Below are 21983 nucleotides of genomic sequence, written 5' to 3'. Positions count from 1 at the left end.
TTGTACTTTGAGTACTATTGTTAGCATAATGGCCACTGAAGTTACGTCAAAGGTTTTATTGTCACCATGACAATTTGGATGCCTGAGCTTGAATCAATACCGGGGCCGCGTTACCGGGCCATTGCCCATGCGATTGGAGAGGCAATTAGTGCTGGCACGCTCGCCCCGGGAGAGCGACTACCGCCCCAGCGGCGCTTAGCCGATGCACTGGGAGTAACCGTAGGGACGGTTACCCGAGGCTATGCGGAAGCTGAGCATAATGGTTGGGTTGTCGCGCGGGTGGGCAGTGGCACTTATGTCAAACAGCCCGCGTTGAGGGCCACGTTTGATATGGCGCGGCTGCCGAGTGACGACAGTGACGTCATCGATTTAAGCCTAAGCTTGCCGCCGCCTCATCCGCTACGTCAGCAGGCATTCAGTCACGCATTGAGCGCAGTGAGTACGTCTCCCGCAGCATTAATGCGGGGAGTCTCCTATTTGGATGCCAGAGGCAGCGAGGGCCATCGTGACCTGCTAACAGAATGGCTTGCAGAGCTAGGTATGCCGTTGGTCAGTGATGAGTTACTGATTACCCAGGGAGGGCAGCATGGTATTAGTTTGGTGTTAAATACACTGTTGCGCCCGGGTGAATTGATGGCGGCGGATGCATTAACGTACCCAGGGGCAATCAGCGCTGCTCAGCAAGCCCACCTCAAAATGGTGGGCATCACCTTTGATGAGGGGGGGATGAGTATGGATGCGCTGGAAGCACAGTGTGCCCGTCAGCCTCCTCGCTTAATCTATATAACGCCCGACCAGAACAATCCCACTGGTGTTTGTCTGAGTGAAGCGCGTCGCCACCAACTGGTGGCGCTTGCGAGGCGCTACGACATATGGCTATTGGAAGATGGTGTGCAGTATTTACCTGTTGAGCAACGCGGTATACCGCTTTACCAGCTAGCACCAGAACGGACGCTATTTGTCTTTAGTACAGCGAAGGTATTAGCGGGCGGGTTGCGTATAGGCATCCTGCGTGCGCCTAATGTGTTACTAGAGCGCCTTGCGACAGGACTAAGAGCGCAGAGTTGGATGGTACCGCCACTGATGGTAGACGTTGCCTGCCACTGGATTAACCAGCCTGCCGCCCGAACATTACTGGAGTGGCAAACCAAGGAGTTAGCAGCACGGCAAACGTTGGCGGCCGACATTTTATCTGGCTATCAATTGAGTAACCGCTCCCATGGCAGCAATATCTGGCTAATGCTTCCCGATGGGTGTCGCGCCCTCGAACTATGTGAACGCTTACTGCATAGTGGCGTTAAGGTTTCCAGCGCCGAACCCTTTTGTGTGGGCAGTACGCCGGCCCCTCAAGCAATCCGCATCTGTATTGGCGCCGCTAAAGATCAGCAGGCGCTAAGCAGTGCACTGGCGACGATTAAGCAGTCTCTTACTCAGCCGCCTAATACTCCAGTGACGGTATAGTCACTCGTAGCGATCTTTCCAGCGCTGACGGTGCACCTGCTCTTTGAGCATCTCCAGAATATCGTAGAGGACCTGCTCAGTGACATGGGCACTGCCTTCATCGACGGTTAACCAGCTATCAAAGCCACTTTCAGCCGTTTGCTCAACCAATTGGCGGAATTCTTTAGAGTGAATACCCAGTGCCAGCTCATCAACTAACCGCTGGGCAACTCCGCTTAATGAGGCTTGCATGGCGCTGGAAGCAGTCTGCCCCATAGGCAGACGATGTAGCTTTTGGATTTCAGGGCTTTCTCGTAGTGTGCGGCTTACCAAGTCATCAATTGCTTGCATAATGGCAGTGCGGTTCTGTTGGTAAGCTTGTCCGACGGTAGCCTCTAACCGCTGGGCTATTTCGTGAATGAGTTGGTCTTTACGCGGCATGATGACTCGGTCGATGACCCGCTCGGTAAGCGAGTCGCTGGCAACAATTTGCTGCTGCACATTGCCAAGCAGGCGTAGAGCAATACGGTCTGAGAGCTCTTCTAGCAGGATATCGTAGTATTTGGCGGCAAACTGATAGATTGACCAGCGGGTGACGTTAATCAAACGTAGCCGGTGCAACCTGTTTAGTAGCGATACGATGCGAAGTACGCGTAGCCAGCGGAAACCACTCAGCGGGATACAGCCAAGCACGTCGTACCAGTGGACAAAAGGGTAAAAAAACCAGCGGTGATAGCGCCGCTCGGCAATGGCAACGGCCCAGCCTAATAGAACATCGGTAATAAAAAAAGCGACAAAAAACAGGTCTATGGTAGTAAAGCGGCTATGTATGGTTGTGTCGTAAAAGTCGTGGAAACCTGGTGTGATGGAAGCGACCGCTTGATTGAGTGGGGCAATCAGAAACAGTGAGTCAAACAGCAGTAGACTCAGGTTGATGATCACTACGGCGAGAACTAAAAAATCCCAACCGATATGCGCATACTCAACGGTTTTAGGCAGGTGTGGGTAGCGCTCCCTGTCGGGCATGAAGACTCCTTGTCTAGGAATTTAGCTGATGGTGCTGTTGGGTTAACAACTCTTCCTGCTCTGCCTGCTTGCGCAGTTTTTTGCGCAGTGCAGCTTTGTCATAGCGTAATTTTTGTAGTGATGTTTCCAGAGCCAAAGGCGGCACTCTAGCGGGTTTACCATCGGCATTTACCGCTACCATCGTCAGATAGCAGCTATTGGTGTGGCGAATCAGCTTTTGCCGAATATCCTCGGCCACTACTTTAATGCCAATTTCCATAGAAGAGCGTCCTACATGATTGACGCTGGCTAGGAAGGTGACCAACTCACCTACATGAATGGGCTGCTTAAACAGCACCTGGTCCACCGAAAGCGTCACGACATAGTGCCCTGAATAGCGGCTGGCACAAGCGTAGGCCACCTCATCAAGCTTTTTAAGAATAGCACCACCGTGCACTTTGCCACTGAAATTGGCCATGTCTGGTGTCATTAGCACGGTCATTGAAAGCTCATGCTGACCGGGCAGGGCGCTGTGTTCAAGGTTGGGTGTTTCAGGCATAGGGAAACCTTCCGGGGTAAAAATGCCCGCCCCGTGGGGCGGACGGTACGGCTTTGTGGGTCGAAAGCGGCTCCGTACTCAGAACCACGCTACTTATTAGAACCACACTACTTATTTAGAACCACACTAGGCCAACGGAGATGATAATGCCGGTAACAAACAGCTGGATCAGGCAGAAGCCCATAATATCTTTGGCCTTTAGGCCAGCAATGGCCAGCACAGGCAGTGCCCAGAAGGGTTGAAGCAGGTTGGTCCAGGCATCACCCCAGGCAACTGCCATGGCAACGCGGGCAATGTCGGCGCCTAACGCTTCAGCCGCCGGTAGCATCACTGGCGCTTGTACTGCCCACTGGCCGCCGCCGGAAGGTACAAACAGGTTAACAATCCCTGCGCTGAGAAACGACCAGAAAGGTAGCGAGGTGGCGGTAGCAAAGGACACTAGCCATTCAGACATGCTCTGTGCCAAACCTGATTGCACCATAATGGCCATGATGCCAGCGTAGAATGGGAACTGAATGACGATGCCAGCTCCCCCTTTAATGGCTTCATTAAGGCTATTAAGCAGGTTGCGCGGGGTGCGGTGCAGCACAATGGCTAAGAATAAAAATAGGAAGTTGACTACATTTAGGTTCAAGCCGCCGCCACGTAGCAGAAAGTGGTCAAGCAGGAAGAGCAGCCCAGGTATACCAACCAACAGGGCGAGCGGCATGCTGTTTTCCAGTTTCTCTGCTGGACGAGTAATACGGCCTTGAGATTCAGGCGCATCATCAAGCAGCTTGGGGTCAACATAGACGCTATCTTTTTCATCCGGCAGCATCATGCGGTTTACCAGCGGTACGGCAATAAACAGACAAATCACGATGGCTAAGTTAAAGAAGGCGAAAATAGTTGAGCCTGTGCTAATTACGCCAATCTGGTCTGCGGAAAAATGCCCCTCAGTAGCGATGGTAAGTGGCACTGAACCCGCTAAACCGCCGTGCCACACCACAAAGCCCGAATAGGCACTGGCGACCAGCAAGCGGTAGTCAACACGAATTAAGCGTGCCAGCTCTTTAGCAAACAGTGCGCCGACTACTAGGCCAAAACCCCAGTTGATCCAGCTAGCAGCGAGCGATACCAGGGTAACCAAAATAATAGCGCCACCAGGGCTTTTCGCGGTACTGGCAATTTTCTGGAGTAATCGTTTAACCGGTGGAGAGCTGGCCAGCATAAAGCCTGTTACCAATACCAGCAGCATCTGCATCGAGAAGGTCAGTAGCCCCCAGAAGCCGTCGCCCCACATACGTAGCACGGCAAGGGGTGTTTGGCGCTCGACCGCAATAGCAGCTACTGCTGCGATAAGCGTCAGCAGTAGCACAAATATATAGGGGTCTGGCAGGTAACGCTCAACCAGCTTGACCGCCGGTTTAGATATGAACTTTAGCATGGGATGCTCGCTTTATTCGTTATTAGGAAGTGCGTGGCTAATATAAGACGGCACGGCGCATTTTTCATCTCTCGTCGAGCAGCTACTCAGGAACTTACGTTAACGTTAGCGCAGTTAGAAAAGAGAGGGCGTTTCAGGCTTCAACGGTCAATTAATCAAGGGGGAGAGGGCGCCAGCGGGTATGGCGATAATGGTAATAATAGCCGATCAGCACGATAGAGCGCGCCAGGGTGAAAAGGGTGAAGGCTAGCCAAAGCCCGTGATTCCCCAGTCCTTGGGTAAGCCACCAGGTAGGTAAGTAGATAGCCAGTCCAATGAAGATGCTATTGCGCATTTCGCGCACTGCGGTGGTGCCGATAAATACTCCGTCAAGTAGGTAGCCCCACACCGCCAGCAGCGGCATGGCGACCATCCAAGGTAAGTAGTTAGCAGCAGTGGCGCGAACGTCATCCAGACCTGTGAGCAGTGCAATAAGGGTGTTACCGCCTAAGGCAAATACCAGGGCCGCGACGGCGGCGGTCCAAAAAGAGAACTGGGCGGTAGCGCGAACTGTTTTGGCAAATTCGTGCCAGTTACGTCTCCCGAAGGCACGGCCCACTAAGGACTCTGCTGCATGGGCAAAGCCGTCGAGCGCGTAGCTGGTCAGCATAATGAACTGAAGCAGTACGGCGTTAGCCGCTAACACTGTGTCGCCTTGGCGTGCCCCTTGAGCAGTAAAGAAGGCCATGGCAAACAGTAGGCCCAGGGTGCGTACAAATAGGTTTGCATTGACATTAAACAGTGCCGAGTAAGCCGATAGTACTAATAGCCTCTGACGCTGGAAGGTGCCTTCCAAATGGCCAAGCTGGCGCAGCACTAAAAATCCACCAAAGGCGAGAGCACTGTAATCGGCGATCACGCTGGCCAGCGCCACGCCGTTACTGGTCATACCTAGTCCGATCACAAACCAAAGGTCGAGCACAATATTGATGCTATTAGTAAGCAGCAAAATCATCAGCGTGACGCGGGAGTTTTGCTGGCCTAAAAACCAGCCCAGAATCGCGTAGTTTGCCAGTACTGCTGGTGCCGACCATAAGCGGATATTGGCATATTCCCGGGCTAACGGTGTTGCTGCTTCGCTACCATCTAATAGCCAAAGCCCAAGGGAAATCAGTGGTGAGCCAAACAAAATTAATAGTGTGCCAATGATGCCAGCTATGATCAGCGACTGACCCAGAAGATTACGCACTTCGCTATCATTTTCGCGGCCTATCGCTTGGGCGACGAGACCCGTGGTACCCATACGTAGAAAGCCAAAACCCCAATAGAGAAAGCTAAACAGCGTAGCACCGAGCGTGACTCCCGCGAGATAGCGTGAGTCGGGCAGGTGACCAACCACGGCGGTATCCACCAGTCCCAGCAAGGGAACGGTGATATTTGAGAGAATAATTGGCCAAGCAAGGGCCCAAATGCGCACGAAACCGTGTCAGGCTGCGGTGATAATACGGTACTTCGCCATCAACTGCTCTTGGGTTTCGGGGCGTTCTGGGTCAAGAGGAATGCAGTCTACCGGGCAGACCTGCTGGCATTGTGGTTCGTCAAAGTGGCCAACGCACTCGGTACATAGGCTCGGGTTAATCACATAAATTTCTTCGCCGGGAGAAATGGCGTCGTTCGGGCATTCAGGTTCGCAGACGTCGCAGTTAATGCATTCGTCGGTGATCATCAGGGCCATGGGCATACCTCACGAATGGCTTGCCACTCGGGTATACGATCCCCGAGTGTTTTACTCAACAATGTTGATAGCTAGGTAGTGTAGTGCTTACGCAGCGCCTCTGCGACCTCAGGGTGGACCAGGGGGGAAATATCGCCGCCAAGCTTGGCGATTTCTCGCACGATGGTCGATGAGATATATGAGTTCTCAACTGCTGGGGTGAGAAATACACTTTCAAGCTCGGGGTTTTGGGCGCGGTTCATGTTAGCTAGCTGCAGCTCGTACTCAAAGTCCGAGATAGCTCGCAGTCCACGGAGAATAATGGTCGCCTTTTGTTCGTGCATCATGGTGGTCAGCAGGGTTGCAAAGCCGATGACCTCCACGTTGGTTAGCGACGCACAAACTGACTTGGCTAGTGCGATACGGGTATCCAGGTCAAGACTGGGCTGCTTGCCAGTGCTTGCGGCCACGGCGATGATCACTTTATCGAACATCCGCGCGCCGCGCTCAATCAGGTCGAAGTGACCGTTGGTGATTGGATCAAAGGTGCCTGGATAGACCGCGATATTTTCACGATTCGCGCTCATTCCGTAGCCTCCTCGTCAAGCTGGCCAAAAGGGTTATCCGTGGCAAGAGAGACAGCCTGCTCATAGCCTGGGATGTGGATGCGGTCGGCGTGGATCTCAAGTTCAGGGCCTTCCAACACTGCCTCGCCAAATTGGTAGCGGGGGGCATAGTGTCCACGATCAGCGTCGCTCAGATAGGCGGCTGCGTTGGCTCTTACCGTTTCGCGCCGGCCCTTCCAAGCATCAATAGCAGCACTGCCATGGCGCTTGGTGAGCAGCCTTTCGGTGACCTCTGGGGAAAGCACGACGCCGGTTGCATTGTTGCCACCAAACCCTTTGGCATTAATAAAGGCTGCATCGGCCTTAAACGCTTGCGGGGCGGTGAACAGCCGTAGTCGCTCAGCGTAGACATCGTCAGCGATGGCATCCAGCGTTGGGATGCCAGGTAGCAAACCATGGGCAAAACTGCCCAAGGCGCTGGCCAACTGGTCACCGGCGGCAGAGCCCTGGGAGTGGCCGATAAATGCTTTTATCGCAACGATGGGCCAGTCACTGATGCCATGAGCACGGGCGATTTCATCTAGCACGTGGGATTCCGTCACGCGATTTTTTGGCGTGCTGGTGCCATGGGCATGTAGAAAGGTACGCTCTTTAAGCGCCTTATCACCCAGTATGTCTTTGACTAACGCGGCGGCTTTGCCCAGGGTAATGTAGTTGCCAATGCCTGGGGCGGAAATTGAGCGTTTGTAACCATCGGCATTCACGAACACATCAGGCACTGCGCCATGAATATCGGCACCTAGTTCGATGGCCAGAGTATCGTCCATCAGCAGAATAAACTGGCTGGCTTCTGCCATGGTAAAACCACAGTTACGTGCAAATGGGCGACAGGCACGTTGGTAGTCGGCGTCGGTCAGTAGCTCTAAGGCGTCCAGCGCTTTGAGGCTAGCGTCATCCGCAAGTGCCCCCATTGCACGGAATCCTTCAATAATTTCAGGCGTGATAGGCGCATCGGCGGTACCCACCATTACAACTCGTCTACGGCCAGAGCGAATATCGTCAAGCCCAAGGCGTAGGTTGTAGAGGAAGCTTGCACAGGCTCCCAGCGCTGCACCAGTACCGCCTACGCTGCCTAACACATAGGCGTTGAGGAAGTCTGCGGGCATTTGCCCATAGCCAAGGGGCATCTGCTTGGAGGTCGCACGCTGACCACTTACCAAACTTTTCAGCAGCCCCCCCCAGCCTTGGTCATCCAGTTGGCCGATGGAGTTGCCCGCATAGACTGCAATATGGTCAGGGTTGAGTTGCTGACGCAGATCCTCCCAGACAAAGCCGCTGGCTCCTAGGCAGTCGCTGGCCGCAAACACCGCCATAGATAACCCACGGGGGTGGTGTACGCTACGGTAAAGATTTGCAGGGTCGAAGCCACTGGGTAGCTGCGCTGCTGCGCGCACCTTTGGTTCATAGGCGTCAGGAAAGAGTACCTCGAGAGTTCCCACTGGCACGGTAACTTCGACTTCCTTGGCATCAATATTCTGTATTTGCCAGTTGGCCGGAATTTGTTCAGGAAGCTGACGTCGACGCAGCGTAAAGCGCAGCGGCTCTACTAGCGCCATGCTAGCTTGGCGGTTACCAGGCAGCCCAGGCGCTAGAAAACGCGGGTCTTCATTGCGGCGAATGAGGGTGTGGTTAAGCACCTGTTCGCGCAGCGTTTGAGCAGGGGAGTCTAGGGGCTGGCCTGTACTATCTTGCCAACCATTCTCAGAATGTTTAGCAAGACGCATAAGCGTCGCTAAGCCTTCCAATGTTTGGCGTTGCTGGTCAGCTGGAAGAGCATCAAGCACGGTGCGGCGGAAGGCCTGGTGGCCCGAGGTTCTGCCGGCGGGATTGATGCCGCCCATGCCGACAATCACCGGTAAGTGTGACAAGCCGGGTTCCTCGTGGTGCGGTGGTTTTTAGTAACAGTTATTGGCCGATGCACAGAAAAAAAACGCTGTTCATCTGCTCTTAATCAGGTTCTCAAGCGTGATCATAGCACCGGGTATACAACGGCGTCATGCCGCATCCGTCAGAGACTGCTAGAATCACGCTTTTTTCCAGCAGGGGATGGCATGCAGCACAATTCGCGACCGGTAATTTCCAACCAGCCAGGCCCACATCACGATTTGGCTCGCCGGGTAGCACGTGCGCTGGAGAACCCTCTGCGCAAGCCTATTGCTGCACATACCGAGCAAGCTTTTGAAGAGGCTCAAACTTGGTATAAGCAGCGTCAAGCACCGCTGATACTAGATGCTGGCTGTGGTGTTGGGCTATCTACCCGCCGCTTAGCGGCGCAGTTTCCTGACTGTGCCGTCATCGGTGTGGACCGCAGCGAGGATCGGTTAGGGCGTGACCACGGCAATTTACCTGAGAACGCACGGCTGGTACGGGCGGACCTGGTCGATTTTTGGCGTTTGGCCGAGCAAGCAGGGTGGGCGCTAGAGCGCCACTATTTGCTTTATCCCAATCCTTACCCTAAGGCAGCACACTTAAAAATGCGTTGGCATGGCCATCCTGTGTTGCCTACTTTGCTGGCGCTGGGAGGCAAGCTGGAGTTGCGCTCTAACTGGTCGCTATACGTAGAGGAGTTTGCCCTGGCGGTAGCCCAGGTGACAGGGCAACAAGCAGAGGTTGGCGTGCTTTCCCCTAATGGGAACTACTTGACCCCCTTTGAAGCAAAGTATGATCAAAGTGGCCAAACGCTATGGCGTTTATGCATAGAGTTGGAGCGCGCATGACCTTTGTGTTTTTGACACTGGCGATTGTTGCTGAGGTGATGGCGACCAGTGCGCTAAAAGCGTCAATGGGGTTCACACGCCCGCTCCCTAGCCTGTTAGTAGTGATAGGCTACGGCGTGGCGTTTTATCTGCTGAGTTTAGTGCTGCGAACTCTGCCGGTGGGTATAGCCTATGCCATTTGGGCGGGCCTTGGCATTGTGCTGGTTACTCTGGTGGGTATGGTGGCCTTCGGCGAAAAGCCTGATTTACCTGCAGTCATTGGCATTAGCTTAATTGTGGCCGGTGTGGTCACGCTGCAAGTCTTTTCTAAAATGAACGTGCATTGAGGTAGCTGAACGTGACGTACTGTGTAGGTAAATACCGAGTTAAAAAACGTGCTAATAACTCGCTTAAGTCCCCTGTAGGCTGGCTGCGATGGATGGTTGTAGCGAGTGTTGCCACCGCCACGCTTGGCGTAAGCACAGCACTTTTTGCGGACTTTAGCCGATTAGGCCAACTGCAAAGTAAAGGCTTTTCAATCAGTGCCGAAGCTCGCCTACTGGATGCGGATGCTGGCAGCAATGCGCTTTTGGGCAGTCTTAATCCTGAGCGGCAGCTGTCACCCGCGTCGGTTACTAAAGCATATATGGCGGCGGCGGCGCTCAACCGTTATGGCCCTCAGCACCGCTTTACCAGCCAATTGGTAAGCACGGGAACGATTGATAGCGGCGTACTGCGTGGTGATCTTGTGTTTGAAGGTGGTGGCGACCCAGGCCTTACCACAGAAGATCTATGGCGGCTCGTGCAGCGCCTACAGATTGCGGGGGTGCGTGAAGTTGATGGCGCTTTGGTAGTTAGCCAGTGGCGTTTTGGACCTGTCGAGTGTATTACCACTGACCGCTGCAACGGGCGTGCTCGGGTGACTAATGCTTATAGCGCACCCTTAACATCGGCAGGTGTTAACTTTGGTACCTGGTGTGTCAACGTTGCACCTGCTACCACAGCGGGAGCCCCCGCCCGTGTAGCGCTATGCGATAGCCCGCAGCCGCTGATAGCAATCGATAATCAAGTGGTGACCCGGCCAGCCAACAGTGGCACGGAGATTAATGCCGAGCGTATTACCGACGAACGTGGCGATGTTATACGTCTGACAGGACAAATTTCGACTAATGCCACGGCTAGGGATATCTATCGTGGTGCAGGAGATGCGGCTGAAAAAACCGCCCAGGTACTGCTGAGTATGCTGAACCAGGCGGGCATTACCGTACGCGACCCGTGGCGGGTCAGCTCCACTCGCCCTGCCGGTGCGCAGCGTTTGGCGGCAGTAGATAGTATGCCGCTACAGGAATTGCTGCTGCGTACTATGAACTACTCAAATAACTATATGGCTGACGTGCTGGCGCTTAACCTGGTGGAAACACCGCAGGCGCAGCTACGCCAGGCAGGTCAAGCGATTGAAGCTTACGTCCAGAGTTTGCCAGGGCATGGCCCGATTACGCTTTCAAGCGGCAGTGGGTTAACCACCGATAACCGCACCTCTGCTCAAGGTGTCAACGTGATGCTGGAGGATATGTTTCACCAAGGAGCCTTGTTCCCAAGTTTTGTGGCGTCTTTTCAGTCTCCTGCCAACGGTGTGATGCGTTTTATACGCCGTGGCTCGCCTAATTTCCAAAACAACGTCATGGTCAAAACCGGTACGCTGAACCAGCCATTTGCGGTACGCGCTTTAGCGGGTTACTTCCGTACCGCCCAGGGGCGATGGGGTGTTTTCAGCGTGTTGGTTAACGGGAGTGGTAGCACGCCCTACCTCAGTTGGCCTGAAGTGCTCGACCCACTGTCACTGGATTTAGACGCGATGATATTGGCTAACTAACGATGAACTATTCACAGGGTGGGCAATGTGCATGAAGCCAGGTCATACCGGATTAACTCACTTAATACACTCCACTCGCTACTCGTGGAAAGGTCTTAAAGCTGCATTTAGAAATGAAGCAGCCTTTCGCCAAGAGGTGGTGATTGCCGCCGTGTTGCTGCCCTTAGCCTGGTGGCTCGCAGACACGTCAGTCACTTGGCTGCTATTGGTAGGCAGCCTGTTTTTGGTGCTGATAGTAGAGCTGCTTAATAGCGCTGTTGAAAATGTGGTTGACCGGATTGGTACAGAGCACCATGAGCTTTCTGGGCGGGCAAAGGATATTGGTTCGGCGGCGGTTATGCTGTCGCTGATTATGGCTGGGCTGACGTGGGGGGTGCTTGGCTGGCAGAAATTCTTTGGCTAGCTTTTTTCGACACGGCTATAACGGACACTGTTCATTAACACCCCTTATTAAAGAAGGGGTTTTAATAATACGTTAAGTGTCGATATTCACTACACTTTTAACAATGACATAAAATGCTTGGTAGTGAGGTGGTTATGCAACTGAACGATACGTTTTTACCTAGTGCGGTGCTGCCTTCTGTGCTCAAGCCAGTTGCGCAAAAAGCGTGGCAACGGCTGTGTGATGCGCTTAGCCAGGCGGATAATATTGCTGAGATGACCAAGCAGTCGAAGCCTTCCAGTAGCTGGGAGGCTCTTTCCGATACCCGCCGTGAAGCCCTCGCTAAGGTGCTTAGCGTATCGACCTTTGCGTTAGATACCTTAGCGCGTTTCCCCCACTGGCTGATTGAGTTGGATGTTGCTGGTGAGTTGGACACTGCCCCCAGTAAGGATGATCAGGCGCTTTGGCTACAAGAGCTGCTGGAAGGCGCCGATGATGAAGAGGCGATGCAGCGCGTCATCCGCCGCTTTCGCCGTGCTCGCATGCTAGGTATCGTCTGGCGCGACCTTAACCGCCCTGCTGGCTATTCCATGTGGGATACCGCTCAGTCGGTGTCATGGCTGGCGGAAGTGTCTACTGAGGCTGCATTGGAGTGGCTAGAGCGCTTTTATGCCTCTCGCTGGGGCCTACCCGCCCTGCGTAATGATGGCTCTTCCCAACGACTGGTAGTACTGGGGATGGGCAAACTAGGCGCTGGCGAGCTTAATTTATCCTCAGATATTGACCTGATTTTTGCATTTCCCGAGAAAGGGGAGACCGAAGGCGGTCGGAAGCCTCTTGAGCATCAGGAGTACTTCACTAAGCTGGGGCAACGGCTAATAGCCGCGCTGGATGCCATTACCGCCGACGGCTTTGCTTTCCGGGTGGATATGCGTCTGCGCCCATTAGGCGATGGAGGCCCCTTAGTCGGCAGTTTCTCAATGCTTTCCAGCTACTATCAGGACCAAGGCCGAGAGTGGGAACGCTACGCCATGCTGAAAGCGCGGCCCATCGCAGGCGACTTAGATGCAGGTGATGAACTATTAGCAAGCCTTAAGCCGTTTGTTTACCGCCGCTACCTGGATTTTGGTGCAATTGAATCACTGCGCGAGCTAAAAGCGATGATTAATCGTGAAGTTAAGCGCAAAGGTATGCAGAGTAATATCAAACTGGGGCCGGGCGGCATTCGGGAAGTGGAGTTCGTTGTACAGGCGTTTCAGCTTATTCGAGGTGGCCGTGATACCGAGCTCCAGGTTAGCTCGCTAAAAACTGCGCTAAACCGCCTGCCGGAGCTGGGACTGTTGCCACAACGGGTAGTTGACGAGCTGCTGCCGGATTACGCCTTCTTGCGGGATGTAGAGCACGTTATCCAGGCGTTAGAAGATCGCCAAACCCAAATGCTACCAACCGACGATATCGACCGAGAGCGGGTGGCCTTTGCCATGGGGCATGATGACTGGCCAGGGCTAGTGGCACAGTTGGATGAAGTGCGCCAACGGGTGCGCCAGCACTTTGATGCCGTCATTGCGGACCCCGAAGAGGACGCTGAGGAGGAGAATAACGAGGCAAGCCTAAGCTTAGGCGAATGGCGTTTAATCTGGCGTGGTGAACTAGCACAGGAGGAAGCACTTACTCACCTTGCCGAGGCTGGTTTTACAGAGCCCGAAAAGGCGCTCAAGCGGCTGCACAGCCTCTATCACTCTCGCCAAGTACAGAGTATGCAGCGTATTGGCTTTGAGCGTTTAGATGCTCTAATGCCGTTGCTGCTAGATGCTGTAGCAGATAACGAAACGCCAGATACAGCGCTGTCTAGGGTGCAGCCGCTGATTGAGTCGGTGCTGCGTCGCACAGCTTATCTTGCGCTGCTGCGTGAAAATCCCCATGCGCTTGAGCACCTGATGCGGCTATGCTCGGCAAGCCCATGGATCGCCGAGCAACTGGCGCGCTACCCCATTTTGTTGGACGAACTGCTAACCCCAGAGACGCTTTATACGCCAGCGGACAAAGCACGCCTTGCCGATGAGCTACGCCAAACCCTAAATCGGCTTCCGGAAGATGACGATGAAGCACAGTTAGAAGCACTGCGCGTGTTCAAACATGCGCAAATGTTACACGTGGCCGCATCGGATGTGGCTGGAACGCGCCATCTAATGAAAGTAAGCGATTACCTAACTTATATTGCTGAAGTCATTTTAGACGCGGTGCTGGCCATGGCGTGGAAGCATGTGACGCGCAAGCACGGTGTGCCCGTTGGCCTTAATGCCCAGGAGCCGGCTTTCTTGATTATTGGCTACGGTAAGCTGGGCGGCATTGAGCTGGGTTATAGCTCTGACCTGGACCTGGTGTTTCTCCATGACAGTGATGGTAAAGGCACTACCGATGGCCCTAGGCCGGTGGATTCTCCTGTGTTCTTCACTCGTTTGGGGCAGCGCATTATCCACTTATTAACCGCTGTGACCCCGGCAGGTAGTCTGTATGAAGTTGACATGCGCCTGCGTCCTTCTGGCAACGCGGGGTTATTAGTGACATCGCTAGCGGCTTTTGCCGACTACCAGCGCCAAAATGCCTGGACCTGGGAGCACCAAGCCCTGGTGCGTGCCCGAGTCGTAGCGGGTAGTGCAAAACTAGCACAAGATTTTGACGCAATACGGGGCGATATTCTGTGCCGCGAGCGTGAGCGTGAAAGTCTACGCGATGATGTCGTTAACATGCGCCATAAGATGCGTGACCATTTAGGGTCAAAAGGGGTGGGGGCAAGGGGGCAGGCTACAACAGATACGATCGCTGACGAGCAGGGAGAGCAGTTTGACTTGAAGCACGATGCTGGGGGTATGGTGGATATAGAGTTTCTCTGCCAATACGCTGTGCTGGCGCTGGCCCATCAAACACCATCGCTGATCACTTATAGCGATAATATTCGTATTTTAGAAACCCTCGCTGAGAGTGGGCATATCTCCCAAGATGAGGCTGACCAGCTGCGCGAAGCCTATTTGGCGTACCGAAGCCGCGCTCACCGAGCGGCACTTACGGGTGAGAAAACCTTGGCGAAAGCAGTAGAGTTTGAAGCGCATCGCAAATTTGTTATTACACTTTGGCAGCGTTTTCTTGGGTCGTGATTGGCGGCTTGGCACTTTTTAAGTAGCATCAACAGGGAAGATAGCCTGATAACAAATTATTCAGAATAAATATAAGGAAGTAAGCGATGCTGTCACTGTGCGACGTAACTGATCGTTCAGAAGTGGCGAGCTTATGATCGGCCATATCCTCGCAACGCTGCTGCCTGTCTTTTTAATTGCTGGCAGTGGCGCGGCTTATGGACGCTTTCGTACGCCTGATATCAGAAGCCTTAACACCCTCAATATGGAGCTTTTTGTACCGCTATTGGTCTTTGCGGTACTCGCAGACCGCCAAGCACCGTTGGCGGACTATGCGTGGCTAGCTACCGCAGCAGTGGCGGTGGTTTTAGGCTCTGGGCTTGTACTATGGCCCGTCGCTAAATGGCTGTCACTGGACATAAAAGTATTTCTGCCTCCGATGATGTTTAACAACTCCGGAAACATGGGGGTGCCTTTGCTGGTGCTCGCGTTTGGGCCAGAAGTGCTCCCAGCGGCGGTGGTGGTTTTTATCGTTGAAATGCTGCTGCACTTCTCGGTGGGGCTATATATGTTAGACCCGCGCACTTCGCTGTGGCGGTTACTGCGCATGCCAATTGTTGCCGCAAGCTTAGCGGGCTTGGTGGTTAATGTCAGCGGGATGCCGCTACCCAGCTGGCTGCTGGAAGCGATGCATATGCTGGGTGGAGTATGTATTCCGTTGATGCTTTTCGCGCTGGGTGTACGTTTGTTAGAGATTGATTTTAGTGATTGGCGCACAGGGGTGTTAGGAGCAGTGCTTTGCCCACTTTCAGGCTTGGTCATTGCGCTACCACTCATGTGGCTACTGCCGCTTAATCCACTACAAACCGCCGTGCTACTAGTGTTTTCAGTGCTACCTCCAGCGGTATTGAATTATCTGGTTGCCGAGCAGTATAAGCTACAGCCACAGAAGGTGGCCTCGCTGGTACTGATTGGTAATTTAGGCAGTCTGATCGTAATGCCATTAACACTGGCAGCAGCATTTGCCTGGATTTATGCGCCGCTTTAATCGCACCGCCTTTAAAAAGGTGTATGAACAAACGATTTAATAAAGAGCGTCGGCTCAATAGTAGATGGTTCAATCATAGCGGCGCTGAGCAAGGGGCTACGTGATGGACGACGCCGTGCTGAAAAACACCGAACCGAAAAAACTTAGTGGCGGCGGGTTTCATCTTTAACTTCGTAGCTACCTTCGAGTGCATCATATTGATTGGATTGATGCTGTGAACCGGCGTAGCCACCACCAATATCCTGTGCTTGATCGGCGCGCATCTGCTCCATACGTTTTTTCATTTTATGGCGTACAAACGGCATCATGGCCCAGCCTATCAGCAAGAAAAATAAGCCGAGTACAACGCCAACAATCATCAATGCGCCAAACGCAAGCCAAGTGAGCAGTAGCTTTAGGCTACCGATTAAGCCCGTAGGCTGCGTTTGAGCTGCCCTTGCGCGCCATTGATTTGCAGCCTGCCAAGCGGCGTTACGTTGGTCACGATTCATCTGTGGCATGAGAGCCTCCATCGTTCATTTGCCCCATTGGAACATAGTGGGGCTATCAAGTTCATTTCTGCATTATCTATTAGGCCACCGACATGCGGTTGCAAAGCTCAAATGTTAGGATTTATCTATACGTATAGGACTGACGTGCATAACACTCATCTAACAAGGTGGTTCTATGGCAAATCATGGAGGCAAGTCGGTGTTTATCGCATCTGCGGTAATCATTTTTGGCTTGGTTATTATTGGCGCAGCTTTTCCTGAAAGCTTTGGCAATGCAGCGGAAGCGGCACTAAGCACGGTTACTGAGCTTTTTGGTTGGTTCTATCTCTTTTCAGTATTTGGCTTTGTCATCTTTTTATTTGGGCTAGCGCTGAGCAAGTATGGAAAAGTTCGTTTAGGGCCTCAGGACAGCACCCCAAGCTACAGCTTTTTTTCATGGATAAGCATGTTGTTAGCTGCTGGCTTTGGCGTGGGATTAGTATTTTATGGCATGGCAGAGCCCATGAGCCACTATATCAAACCACCTTATGGGGATATGCCCGCGGAAACCGAAGCAGCCGCACGTTATGCTATCCAATACAGCTATTTTAATTGGGGGGTGCATCAGTGGGCGGCGTTCTCTGTGGTGGGTTTGATCATCGCCTATTTTCAGTTCCGTAAAGGCCAGGCTGGGCTGGTTTCTTCAGTGCTTTCATCGGTCACGGCAAAGCATCCCCGGGTTCGTCCCTACGCCTCTTGGTTAGATGTATTCGCAGTAGTGGCGACAGTGATGGGAGTAGCCACTTCACTGGGCCTCGGTGTTTTGCAGATGAATGGTGGCCTTAACGCTGTATTTGGCTTACCAGAGAATGGCCTGTGGCAGTTTATTATTCTCTTTGTAATGTTCTGTGCCTATATGCTTTCTACATGGTCGGGGCTTGATAAAGGAATTAAGCGCTTATCTAACTTAAATATGGTGATGTGTATTGGCTTAATGCTGTATGTGCTGATCACGGGGCCGACGATTGCGATTCTTGAAACCATTACGCTAGGCATCGGCGATTACCTACAAAATTTTATAGGTATGAGTCTACGTATTTCACCCTATAGCGATAATGAGTGGGCAAGTAGCTGGACGATTTTCTACTGGGCTTGGGTGATTGCATGGTCACCATTTGTGGGTACCTTCGTTGCCCGTGTGTCCCGTGGTCGTACTATCAAAGAGTATGTCTTTGGTGTGCTATTAGTTCCGCCTCTACTGGCCTGCTTGTGGATTGGCGTGTTTGGTGGTGCTGCACTTAATATGGAGCTCAATGGTGATAATGTAGGGCTTGCAGCCGCAACGGAAGCCAATCTTACTGCCGCCCTGTTTGAGATGTTTGAGCTAATGCCCTTCTCTAATGTGCTGTCAGTACTGGCGATGATGCTGATATTTATTTTCTTGGTGACCTCTGCTGACTCGGCATCCTATATTGTGGCGCAAATGACCGATAACGGTTCTATCAATCCACCTTTATACAAGCGGGTGATTTGGGGGGTGTTAATCGCCGCTATTTGTTTAACGCTGATCGTCGCTGGTGGTTTGTCTGGCCTTCAGTCGGCTGCAGTGCTGTCAGCATTACCGTTTACGTTTATTCTGTATATGATGATAGTAGTGCTGATGCGCGAGCTGCGTGCTGATCGCAAAGCGATGTTGACACAGCTCTATCGGCGCCACGGGGAAACTCCGGTGGGCGCAGATGCGTTTGAAGCAGAGCAGTTGGGTGAAGAAGAGCGTTTACGGCGTGCACCTAGCGTGGTAAACCGGCGTATTAACAGCTAAATAATATTAAACCAGTTATTCGTGGGAGCGCACACATGGAACGAGCGTGCTGATGGTTCGGCAGGTACGCCACGGTGCAACGCGCCGACAGCCTAAGCCGAGAAGTGTGGTATTTGACCGCTGGCTTGATCGCATTGTCACAGTGGCAGTGGTAACTGCCATTGTGATTGGGTTGGCTGCTGTCATCGCCCATTGGCTGCTGTGAAAAACGTACTTTCGCTATCTACCACTATTCTTGCTACTACTCCATCACTACGCCCGGCTTTGCCGGGCGTTAGTCTTCTGCTGCGGCCTAAATGCTTAAAAGCACAGGCGCTCTATGACTCGTTTAGCTTGGCGTCACTACAAGCAGTAGAGCGTCGTCTGTAAACCCATTAGAGAGATTCAACATGCTGCCCGCTACTACTGCAACGGTTGCACCCAGCTACGCATCACGCCGCGAAATTTTTGGTTGGGCAATGTTCGACTTTGCCAATCAGGCTTACACGTTGCTCATCATTACCGTTGTATTTGGGGAGTTATTCACCACGGTGATTGTTGGTGACCGAGGTGATGGTTTTCGCTTGGCAAACTTTCTGTGGAGCTTAGCGCTGGCGATTAGCTACTTGATGGTCGTCCTCACCGCGCCGCTGTGTGGGGCAGTAATGGACTACCGTGCAGAAAAAAAACGCTTTCTATTAATTAGTTACCTGGCCACGGTGGCCACCACGGCAATGCTTTATTTTGTGGAGCCTGGCTTTATTGTGGTGGGGCTACTGCTAATTGTGCTATCCAACTACGCCTACTCCATGGGCGAGTCTTTTATTGCTGCGTTTTTACCAGAACTGGGGCCGCCTGATGCGTTAGGCAAGATTTCTGGTTTTGGCTGGGCATTGGGCTATATCGGCGGGCTCTTTGCTGCAGGTTTCACGTTGGTGGTACTTGGCGAAGCCACGCTGGACAATTTCGAGCGGATACGCTGGGTGGGTCCTTTTGCGGCTGGTTTTTTCCTATTGGCTGCGATCCCCACATTCTTATGGCTTAAAGAGAGGGGCGTGCCACAGCCCAGCGGTGTTGCCTATCGTCGTATTGCGCAGCAAAGGGTCTTGGCGACGCTTCATGAGCTACGTTATTTCAAAGATTTGAGCGTCTTTCTAGTGTCGTTACTATTTTCCATGGCAGGGGTCTACATCATTATTGCCTTTGCTTTTATCTATGGTGCACAGGTCATTGGCTGGGATGAAAGCGTTCGCAATATTATGTTCATCATCGTTCAGGTGACGGCAGCTGCTGGGGCGTTAGGGTTTGGTTTTATTCAGGATAAGCTGGGTGCGAAGCGCACCTATCTAATGACGCTGGCGCTATGGATAACGGCTATTGTGGCGATTTGGGCAACCCCAGAATTAACCACGTGGGTAAATAGTCGCTTTGGCTGGCAGTGGCAGTCTCAGTATGTCTTTTTAGTGGTGGGCTGTTTGGCGGGCCTAAGTTTAGGCTCTAGTCAGTCAGCGAGCCGGGCACTTGTAGGGCTCTTCTCGCCGCTAGCAAAATCAGCCGAGTTTTTTGGGTTCTGGGGGTTGGCCAACAAACTGGCTGGTGTGCTGGGTATCGTTATGCTGGGCGTGCTGCAAACGCTAATTGGCTTGCAAGCGTCTATTCTATTGTGTGTAGGGCTATTTATTGTTGCTATGCTGATTTGTGCAGGTGTCAATGAACGACGAGGGCGTGAGGCCGCTGTTGCCTGGAAAAGCGAAGAGCAAAGCCGATAGCCTAGGGAGGTGCATGACAACACACACAGCACAGCGCGGCGGTATAGTCATGATGCTGCTTTTCTGGGTTCTGCTTATTGGTGCTGGCACTTGGCTGTTGGATGGTGGCTTTAATAGCATTATGGCGCCCAACTCCCACGTTATGCATGCTACACCCGATGGTGGGCCCGTTACGTTAAAGCGTAATCGTGCTGGGCATTTTGAAGCGCCAGGGAAAATTAACGGCGAACCTGTTACTTTTTTGTTAGATACTGGGGCTACCTATGTCGCTGTGCCCAGAGACTTGGCCGTTAGCTTAGGGTTAGAGCCAGGCCGCAGTGCTTGGTTTAATACAGCAAATGGGCGTGTTGAGGGAAACTTAACCATGCTAGACCAAGTGGCGCTAGGTGGTATAAGCGCAAGTAATGTGCAGGGGTCAATTAGCCCAGGAATGGAGCGCGATACCGTACTGCTTGGAATGAGTTTCTTGAATTTGCTAGTAATTGAAATTCGTGACGGTGAAATGGTACTGAGCTTACCGGATCGGTGAATCATGCTTGTCAGCGTCAAAGGCTTGTGCTTAGCTTGAAACTCATGGACGCTAAAATGCTAAGGAGTTGCTATGGGTATTGAAGTAGGTGGTTTATTAGGCCTGATCTGGCTCATCATTGTAATTTGGGCCGTTGTTAAGGTAGCCAAAAGCTCTGCAGGTGGTTTAGCGAAGCTACTGTGGATTCTAGTGCTGCTGTTTTTCCCGTTTATCGGTTTAATTGCGTGGCTCTTGCTGGGCCCCAAGGGGTAGCGCGTCAAGCGCTGCTTGTTGCGAGCATGAAATAGGACTTAAAAGGCAGGCCTCACTGGGGCCTGCCTTTTTCATTGTTAGTTTCTATACGCTGAAGCCGATATAGCGACAGCTGGTGCGAATTTAGTTAATCCGATGAACCAGCTCTGCCACCTGGGGGAGCTTTGTAGTGGCCGGGGATTTTCAACTTTTCCCCATTGGGCAGATCGCGCACCTGAGTGGGTACATAAACACGTTTGATAACACTTTTGGTTTTACCGCTATTCATGGCTTTCTCCTCCTGCCAGGTTGTTGACAGTTAGCCTGACTTACATTAGCGCTTGGAGTAAAAAGACGCAATGGGGGCTGAGGGGCAGCATGATTAGATGCTCTATAAGATAAGATGGCTAAGCAAAAGAAGAAGCAGGTGTTTATGCGGTTTTAAATTATTCTGGCTGCTATCATAGTCTGCCTTTTGCAAAGGGATGTGGGTAATACCACATGCGGCCTAAGAGGAGTGAGAAAGCGAATGACAGATCACTTGGAAGAAAAGTTTCACGCACTTGGGTCACAAGAGCCGGTAGTGCCTGACTATCCCGATCAAGACCATGTACTGATTATCGAAGACGATCAGCGATTGGCGGAGCTTACCCGTGATTACTTGGAAGCCAACGGCTTTCGAGTCACACTAGAAGCCGATGGTGCAAAGGGTGTTGATCGCATTTTGAACCTACAGCCAGATCTGGTCATCCTCGACTTGATGCTACCTGGAGAAGATGGGTTAGCGATTTGTCGGCGTGTGCGGCCCAATTTCGCTGGTCCCATCATGATGCTAACGGCCCGCACTGATGACTTAGACCAAGTGCTGGGGCTCGAGATGGGCGCTGACGACTATGTGCCGAAGCCGGTGCAGCCTCGCGTGCTACTAGCCCGTATGCGGGCGCTGTTACGGCGTGCCGATGGCCCTACTGCTGATGGTGAAATGCGCCTTAAGTTTGAGCATTTAGAGATCGACAACGCAACCCGGGAAGCGTGGCTATCAGGTGAGCGTATTGATCTAACCAGCGCAGAATTCGACCTTTTATGGCTACTGGCCCGTAATGCCGGGCGTGTGTTGACCCGAGAAGAGATCTTTAGCGATTTGCGCGGTATCAAGTACGATGGTCAAGACCGCTCAATTGATGTGCGTGTCTCACGCATTCGACCCAAAATTGGTGATGATCCTAACCAGCCGCACCGTATTAAAACGGTACGCAGTAAGGGCTATCTTTTCGTTAAAGACAGTTAATGTAGAGAGGTTC

General features: G+C 52.6%; 22 protein-coding genes. 13 read left to right on the top strand and 9 right to left on the bottom strand.

Annotated features, from left to right (window positions below; genetic code table 11):
* The first annotated feature begins 66 nt into the window (after window positions 1–66).
* Window positions 67–1461 carry an aminotransferase-like domain-containing protein gene (locus CPA45_RS13660; protein WP_096652341.1) on the top strand — a complete coding sequence of 465 codons (1395 nt, stop codon included), beginning with the start codon at window positions 67–69 and terminating at the stop codon, window positions 1459–1461.
* On the opposite strand, the gene CPA45_RS13655 is transcribed toward CPA45_RS13660, so the two are convergent.
* The 7 genes from CPA45_RS13655 to CPA45_RS13625 form a co-directional block, all read right to left on the bottom strand.
* Window positions 1462–2466, bottom strand: coding sequence for a hypothetical protein (locus tag CPA45_RS13655; RefSeq protein ID WP_096652338.1), 1005 nt, complete (start codon window positions 2464–2466; stop codon window positions 1462–1464). It abuts the gene before it with no gap.
* Window positions 2467–2479: 13 nt separating this feature from the next.
* A complete protein-coding gene (locus tag CPA45_RS13650) occupies window positions 2480–3004 on the bottom strand; it encodes an acyl-CoA thioesterase (RefSeq protein ID WP_096652336.1) in 525 nt (174 codons plus the stop codon).
* 115 nt (window positions 3005–3119) lie between these two features.
* Window positions 3120–4430 (bottom strand): short-chain fatty acid transporter, encoded by a 1311-nt coding sequence (locus CPA45_RS13645; protein WP_096652333.1) that lies wholly within the window; start codon window positions 4428–4430, stop codon window positions 3120–3122.
* Between the two features lie 151 nt (window positions 4431–4581).
* Window positions 4582–5886: an MATE family efflux transporter gene (locus CPA45_RS13640; RefSeq protein ID WP_096652331.1), complete on the bottom strand. Its 1305-nt coding sequence runs from the start codon at window positions 5884–5886 to the stop codon at window positions 4582–4584.
* 9 nt (window positions 5887–5895) lie between these two features.
* The gene (locus tag CPA45_RS13635; protein WP_078090129.1) at window positions 5896–6144 is read right to left on the bottom strand and encodes a YfhL family 4Fe-4S dicluster ferredoxin; all 249 of its coding nucleotides are present in this window, start codon (window positions 6142–6144) and stop codon (window positions 5896–5898) included.
* A gap of 71 nt (window positions 6145–6215) precedes the next feature.
* On the bottom strand, window positions 6216–6710 hold the full coding sequence (gene coaD, locus CPA45_RS13630; protein ID WP_096652328.1) for a pantetheine-phosphate adenylyltransferase: 495 nt from the start codon (window positions 6708–6710) through the stop codon (window positions 6216–6218).
* Window positions 6707–8590, bottom strand: a complete 1884-nt coding sequence (locus CPA45_RS13625; protein ID WP_096652457.1) for a beta-ketoacyl synthase — start codon at window positions 8588–8590, stop codon at window positions 6707–6709. The genes coaD and CPA45_RS13625 overlap by 4 nt, the downstream gene beginning before the upstream one ends.
* 210 nt (window positions 8591–8800) lie before the next feature.
* Here CPA45_RS13625 and trmB point away from each other — a divergent pair, with 210 nt between their 5' ends.
* From trmB to CPA45_RS13595, 6 genes are all read left to right on the top strand, one after another.
* Window positions 8801–9466, top strand: a complete 666-nt coding sequence (gene trmB / locus CPA45_RS13620) for a tRNA (guanine(46)-N(7))-methyltransferase TrmB (protein ID WP_096652325.1) — start codon at window positions 8801–8803, stop codon at window positions 9464–9466.
* Window positions 9463–9792 (top strand): DMT family transporter, encoded by a 330-nt coding sequence (locus CPA45_RS13615; protein ID WP_078090132.1) that lies wholly within the window; start codon window positions 9463–9465, stop codon window positions 9790–9792. The genes trmB and CPA45_RS13615 overlap by 4 nt, the downstream gene beginning before the upstream one ends.
* Before the next feature lie 92 nt (window positions 9793–9884).
* Window positions 9885–11318, top strand: a complete 1434-nt coding sequence (gene dacB / locus CPA45_RS13610; RefSeq protein WP_096652322.1) for a D-alanyl-D-alanine carboxypeptidase/D-alanyl-D-alanine endopeptidase — start codon at window positions 9885–9887, stop codon at window positions 11316–11318.
* A 31-nt stretch (window positions 11319–11349) separates the two neighbouring features.
* Entirely contained in the window at window positions 11350–11721 is a 372-nt protein-coding gene (locus CPA45_RS13605; protein ID WP_096652319.1) for a diacylglycerol kinase, read from the top strand.
* A 134-nt stretch (window positions 11722–11855) separates the two neighbouring features.
* Entirely contained in the window at window positions 11856–14855 is a 3000-nt protein-coding gene (glnE, locus tag CPA45_RS13600; RefSeq protein ID WP_096652455.1) for a bifunctional [glutamate--ammonia ligase]-adenylyl-L-tyrosine phosphorylase/[glutamate--ammonia-ligase] adenylyltransferase, read from the top strand.
* A gap of 133 nt (window positions 14856–14988) precedes the next feature.
* The gene (locus CPA45_RS13595) at window positions 14989–15882 is read left to right on the top strand and encodes an AEC family transporter (protein WP_096652316.1); all 894 of its coding nucleotides are present in this window, start codon (window positions 14989–14991) and stop codon (window positions 15880–15882) included.
* A gap of 143 nt (window positions 15883–16025) precedes the next feature.
* On the opposite strand, the gene CPA45_RS13590 is transcribed toward CPA45_RS13595, so the two are convergent.
* Window positions 16026–16382, bottom strand: coding sequence for a hypothetical protein (locus tag CPA45_RS13590; protein WP_096652314.1), 357 nt, complete (start codon window positions 16380–16382; stop codon window positions 16026–16028).
* Window positions 16383–16548: 166 nt separating this feature from the next.
* Between CPA45_RS13590 and CPA45_RS13585 the strand changes: the two genes are divergently transcribed.
* The 5 genes from CPA45_RS13585 to CPA45_RS13570 all read left to right on the top strand — a co-directional run bounded on the left by CPA45_RS13585 (window position 16549) and on the right by CPA45_RS13570 (window position 20703).
* Window positions 16549–18174: a BCCT family transporter gene (locus CPA45_RS13585; RefSeq protein WP_096652311.1), complete on the top strand. Its 1626-nt coding sequence runs from the start codon at window positions 16549–16551 to the stop codon at window positions 18172–18174.
* A 46-nt stretch (window positions 18175–18220) separates the two neighbouring features.
* The gene (locus CPA45_RS22855; RefSeq protein ID WP_165771560.1) at window positions 18221–18379 is read left to right on the top strand and encodes a hypothetical protein; all 159 of its coding nucleotides are present in this window, start codon (window positions 18221–18223) and stop codon (window positions 18377–18379) included.
* Between the two features lie 184 nt (window positions 18380–18563).
* Window positions 18564–19922 (top strand): MFS transporter, encoded by a 1359-nt coding sequence (locus tag CPA45_RS13580; RefSeq protein WP_096652308.1) that lies wholly within the window; start codon window positions 18564–18566, stop codon window positions 19920–19922.
* Window positions 19923–19935: 13 nt separating this feature from the next.
* Window positions 19936–20451: a retropepsin-like aspartic protease family protein gene (locus CPA45_RS13575; RefSeq protein WP_096652306.1), complete on the top strand. Its 516-nt coding sequence runs from the start codon at window positions 19936–19938 to the stop codon at window positions 20449–20451.
* Between the two features lie 72 nt (window positions 20452–20523).
* Window positions 20524–20703, top strand: coding sequence for a PLDc N-terminal domain-containing protein (locus CPA45_RS13570; protein ID WP_078090140.1), 180 nt, complete (start codon window positions 20524–20526; stop codon window positions 20701–20703).
* A gap of 127 nt (window positions 20704–20830) precedes the next feature.
* Here CPA45_RS13570 and CPA45_RS22850 read toward each other — a convergent pair whose 3' ends face one another.
* Window positions 20831–20971, bottom strand: coding sequence for a hypothetical protein (locus tag CPA45_RS22850; protein ID WP_165771562.1), 141 nt, complete (start codon window positions 20969–20971; stop codon window positions 20831–20833).
* Window positions 20972–21211: 240 nt separating this feature from the next.
* Between CPA45_RS22850 and CPA45_RS13565 the strand changes: the two genes are divergently transcribed.
* On the top strand, window positions 21212–21970 hold the full coding sequence (locus CPA45_RS13565) for a winged helix-turn-helix domain-containing protein (RefSeq protein WP_096652303.1): 759 nt from the start codon (window positions 21212–21214) through the stop codon (window positions 21968–21970).
* Window positions 21971–21983 lie beyond the last annotated feature (13 nt).

This window comes from Vreelandella nigrificans (genome assembly GCF_002374315.1).
Classification (GTDB): Bacteria; Pseudomonadota; Gammaproteobacteria; order Pseudomonadales; family Halomonadaceae; genus Vreelandella; species Vreelandella nigrificans.
This window is presented reverse-complemented; position numbering and strand designations above follow the sequence as displayed.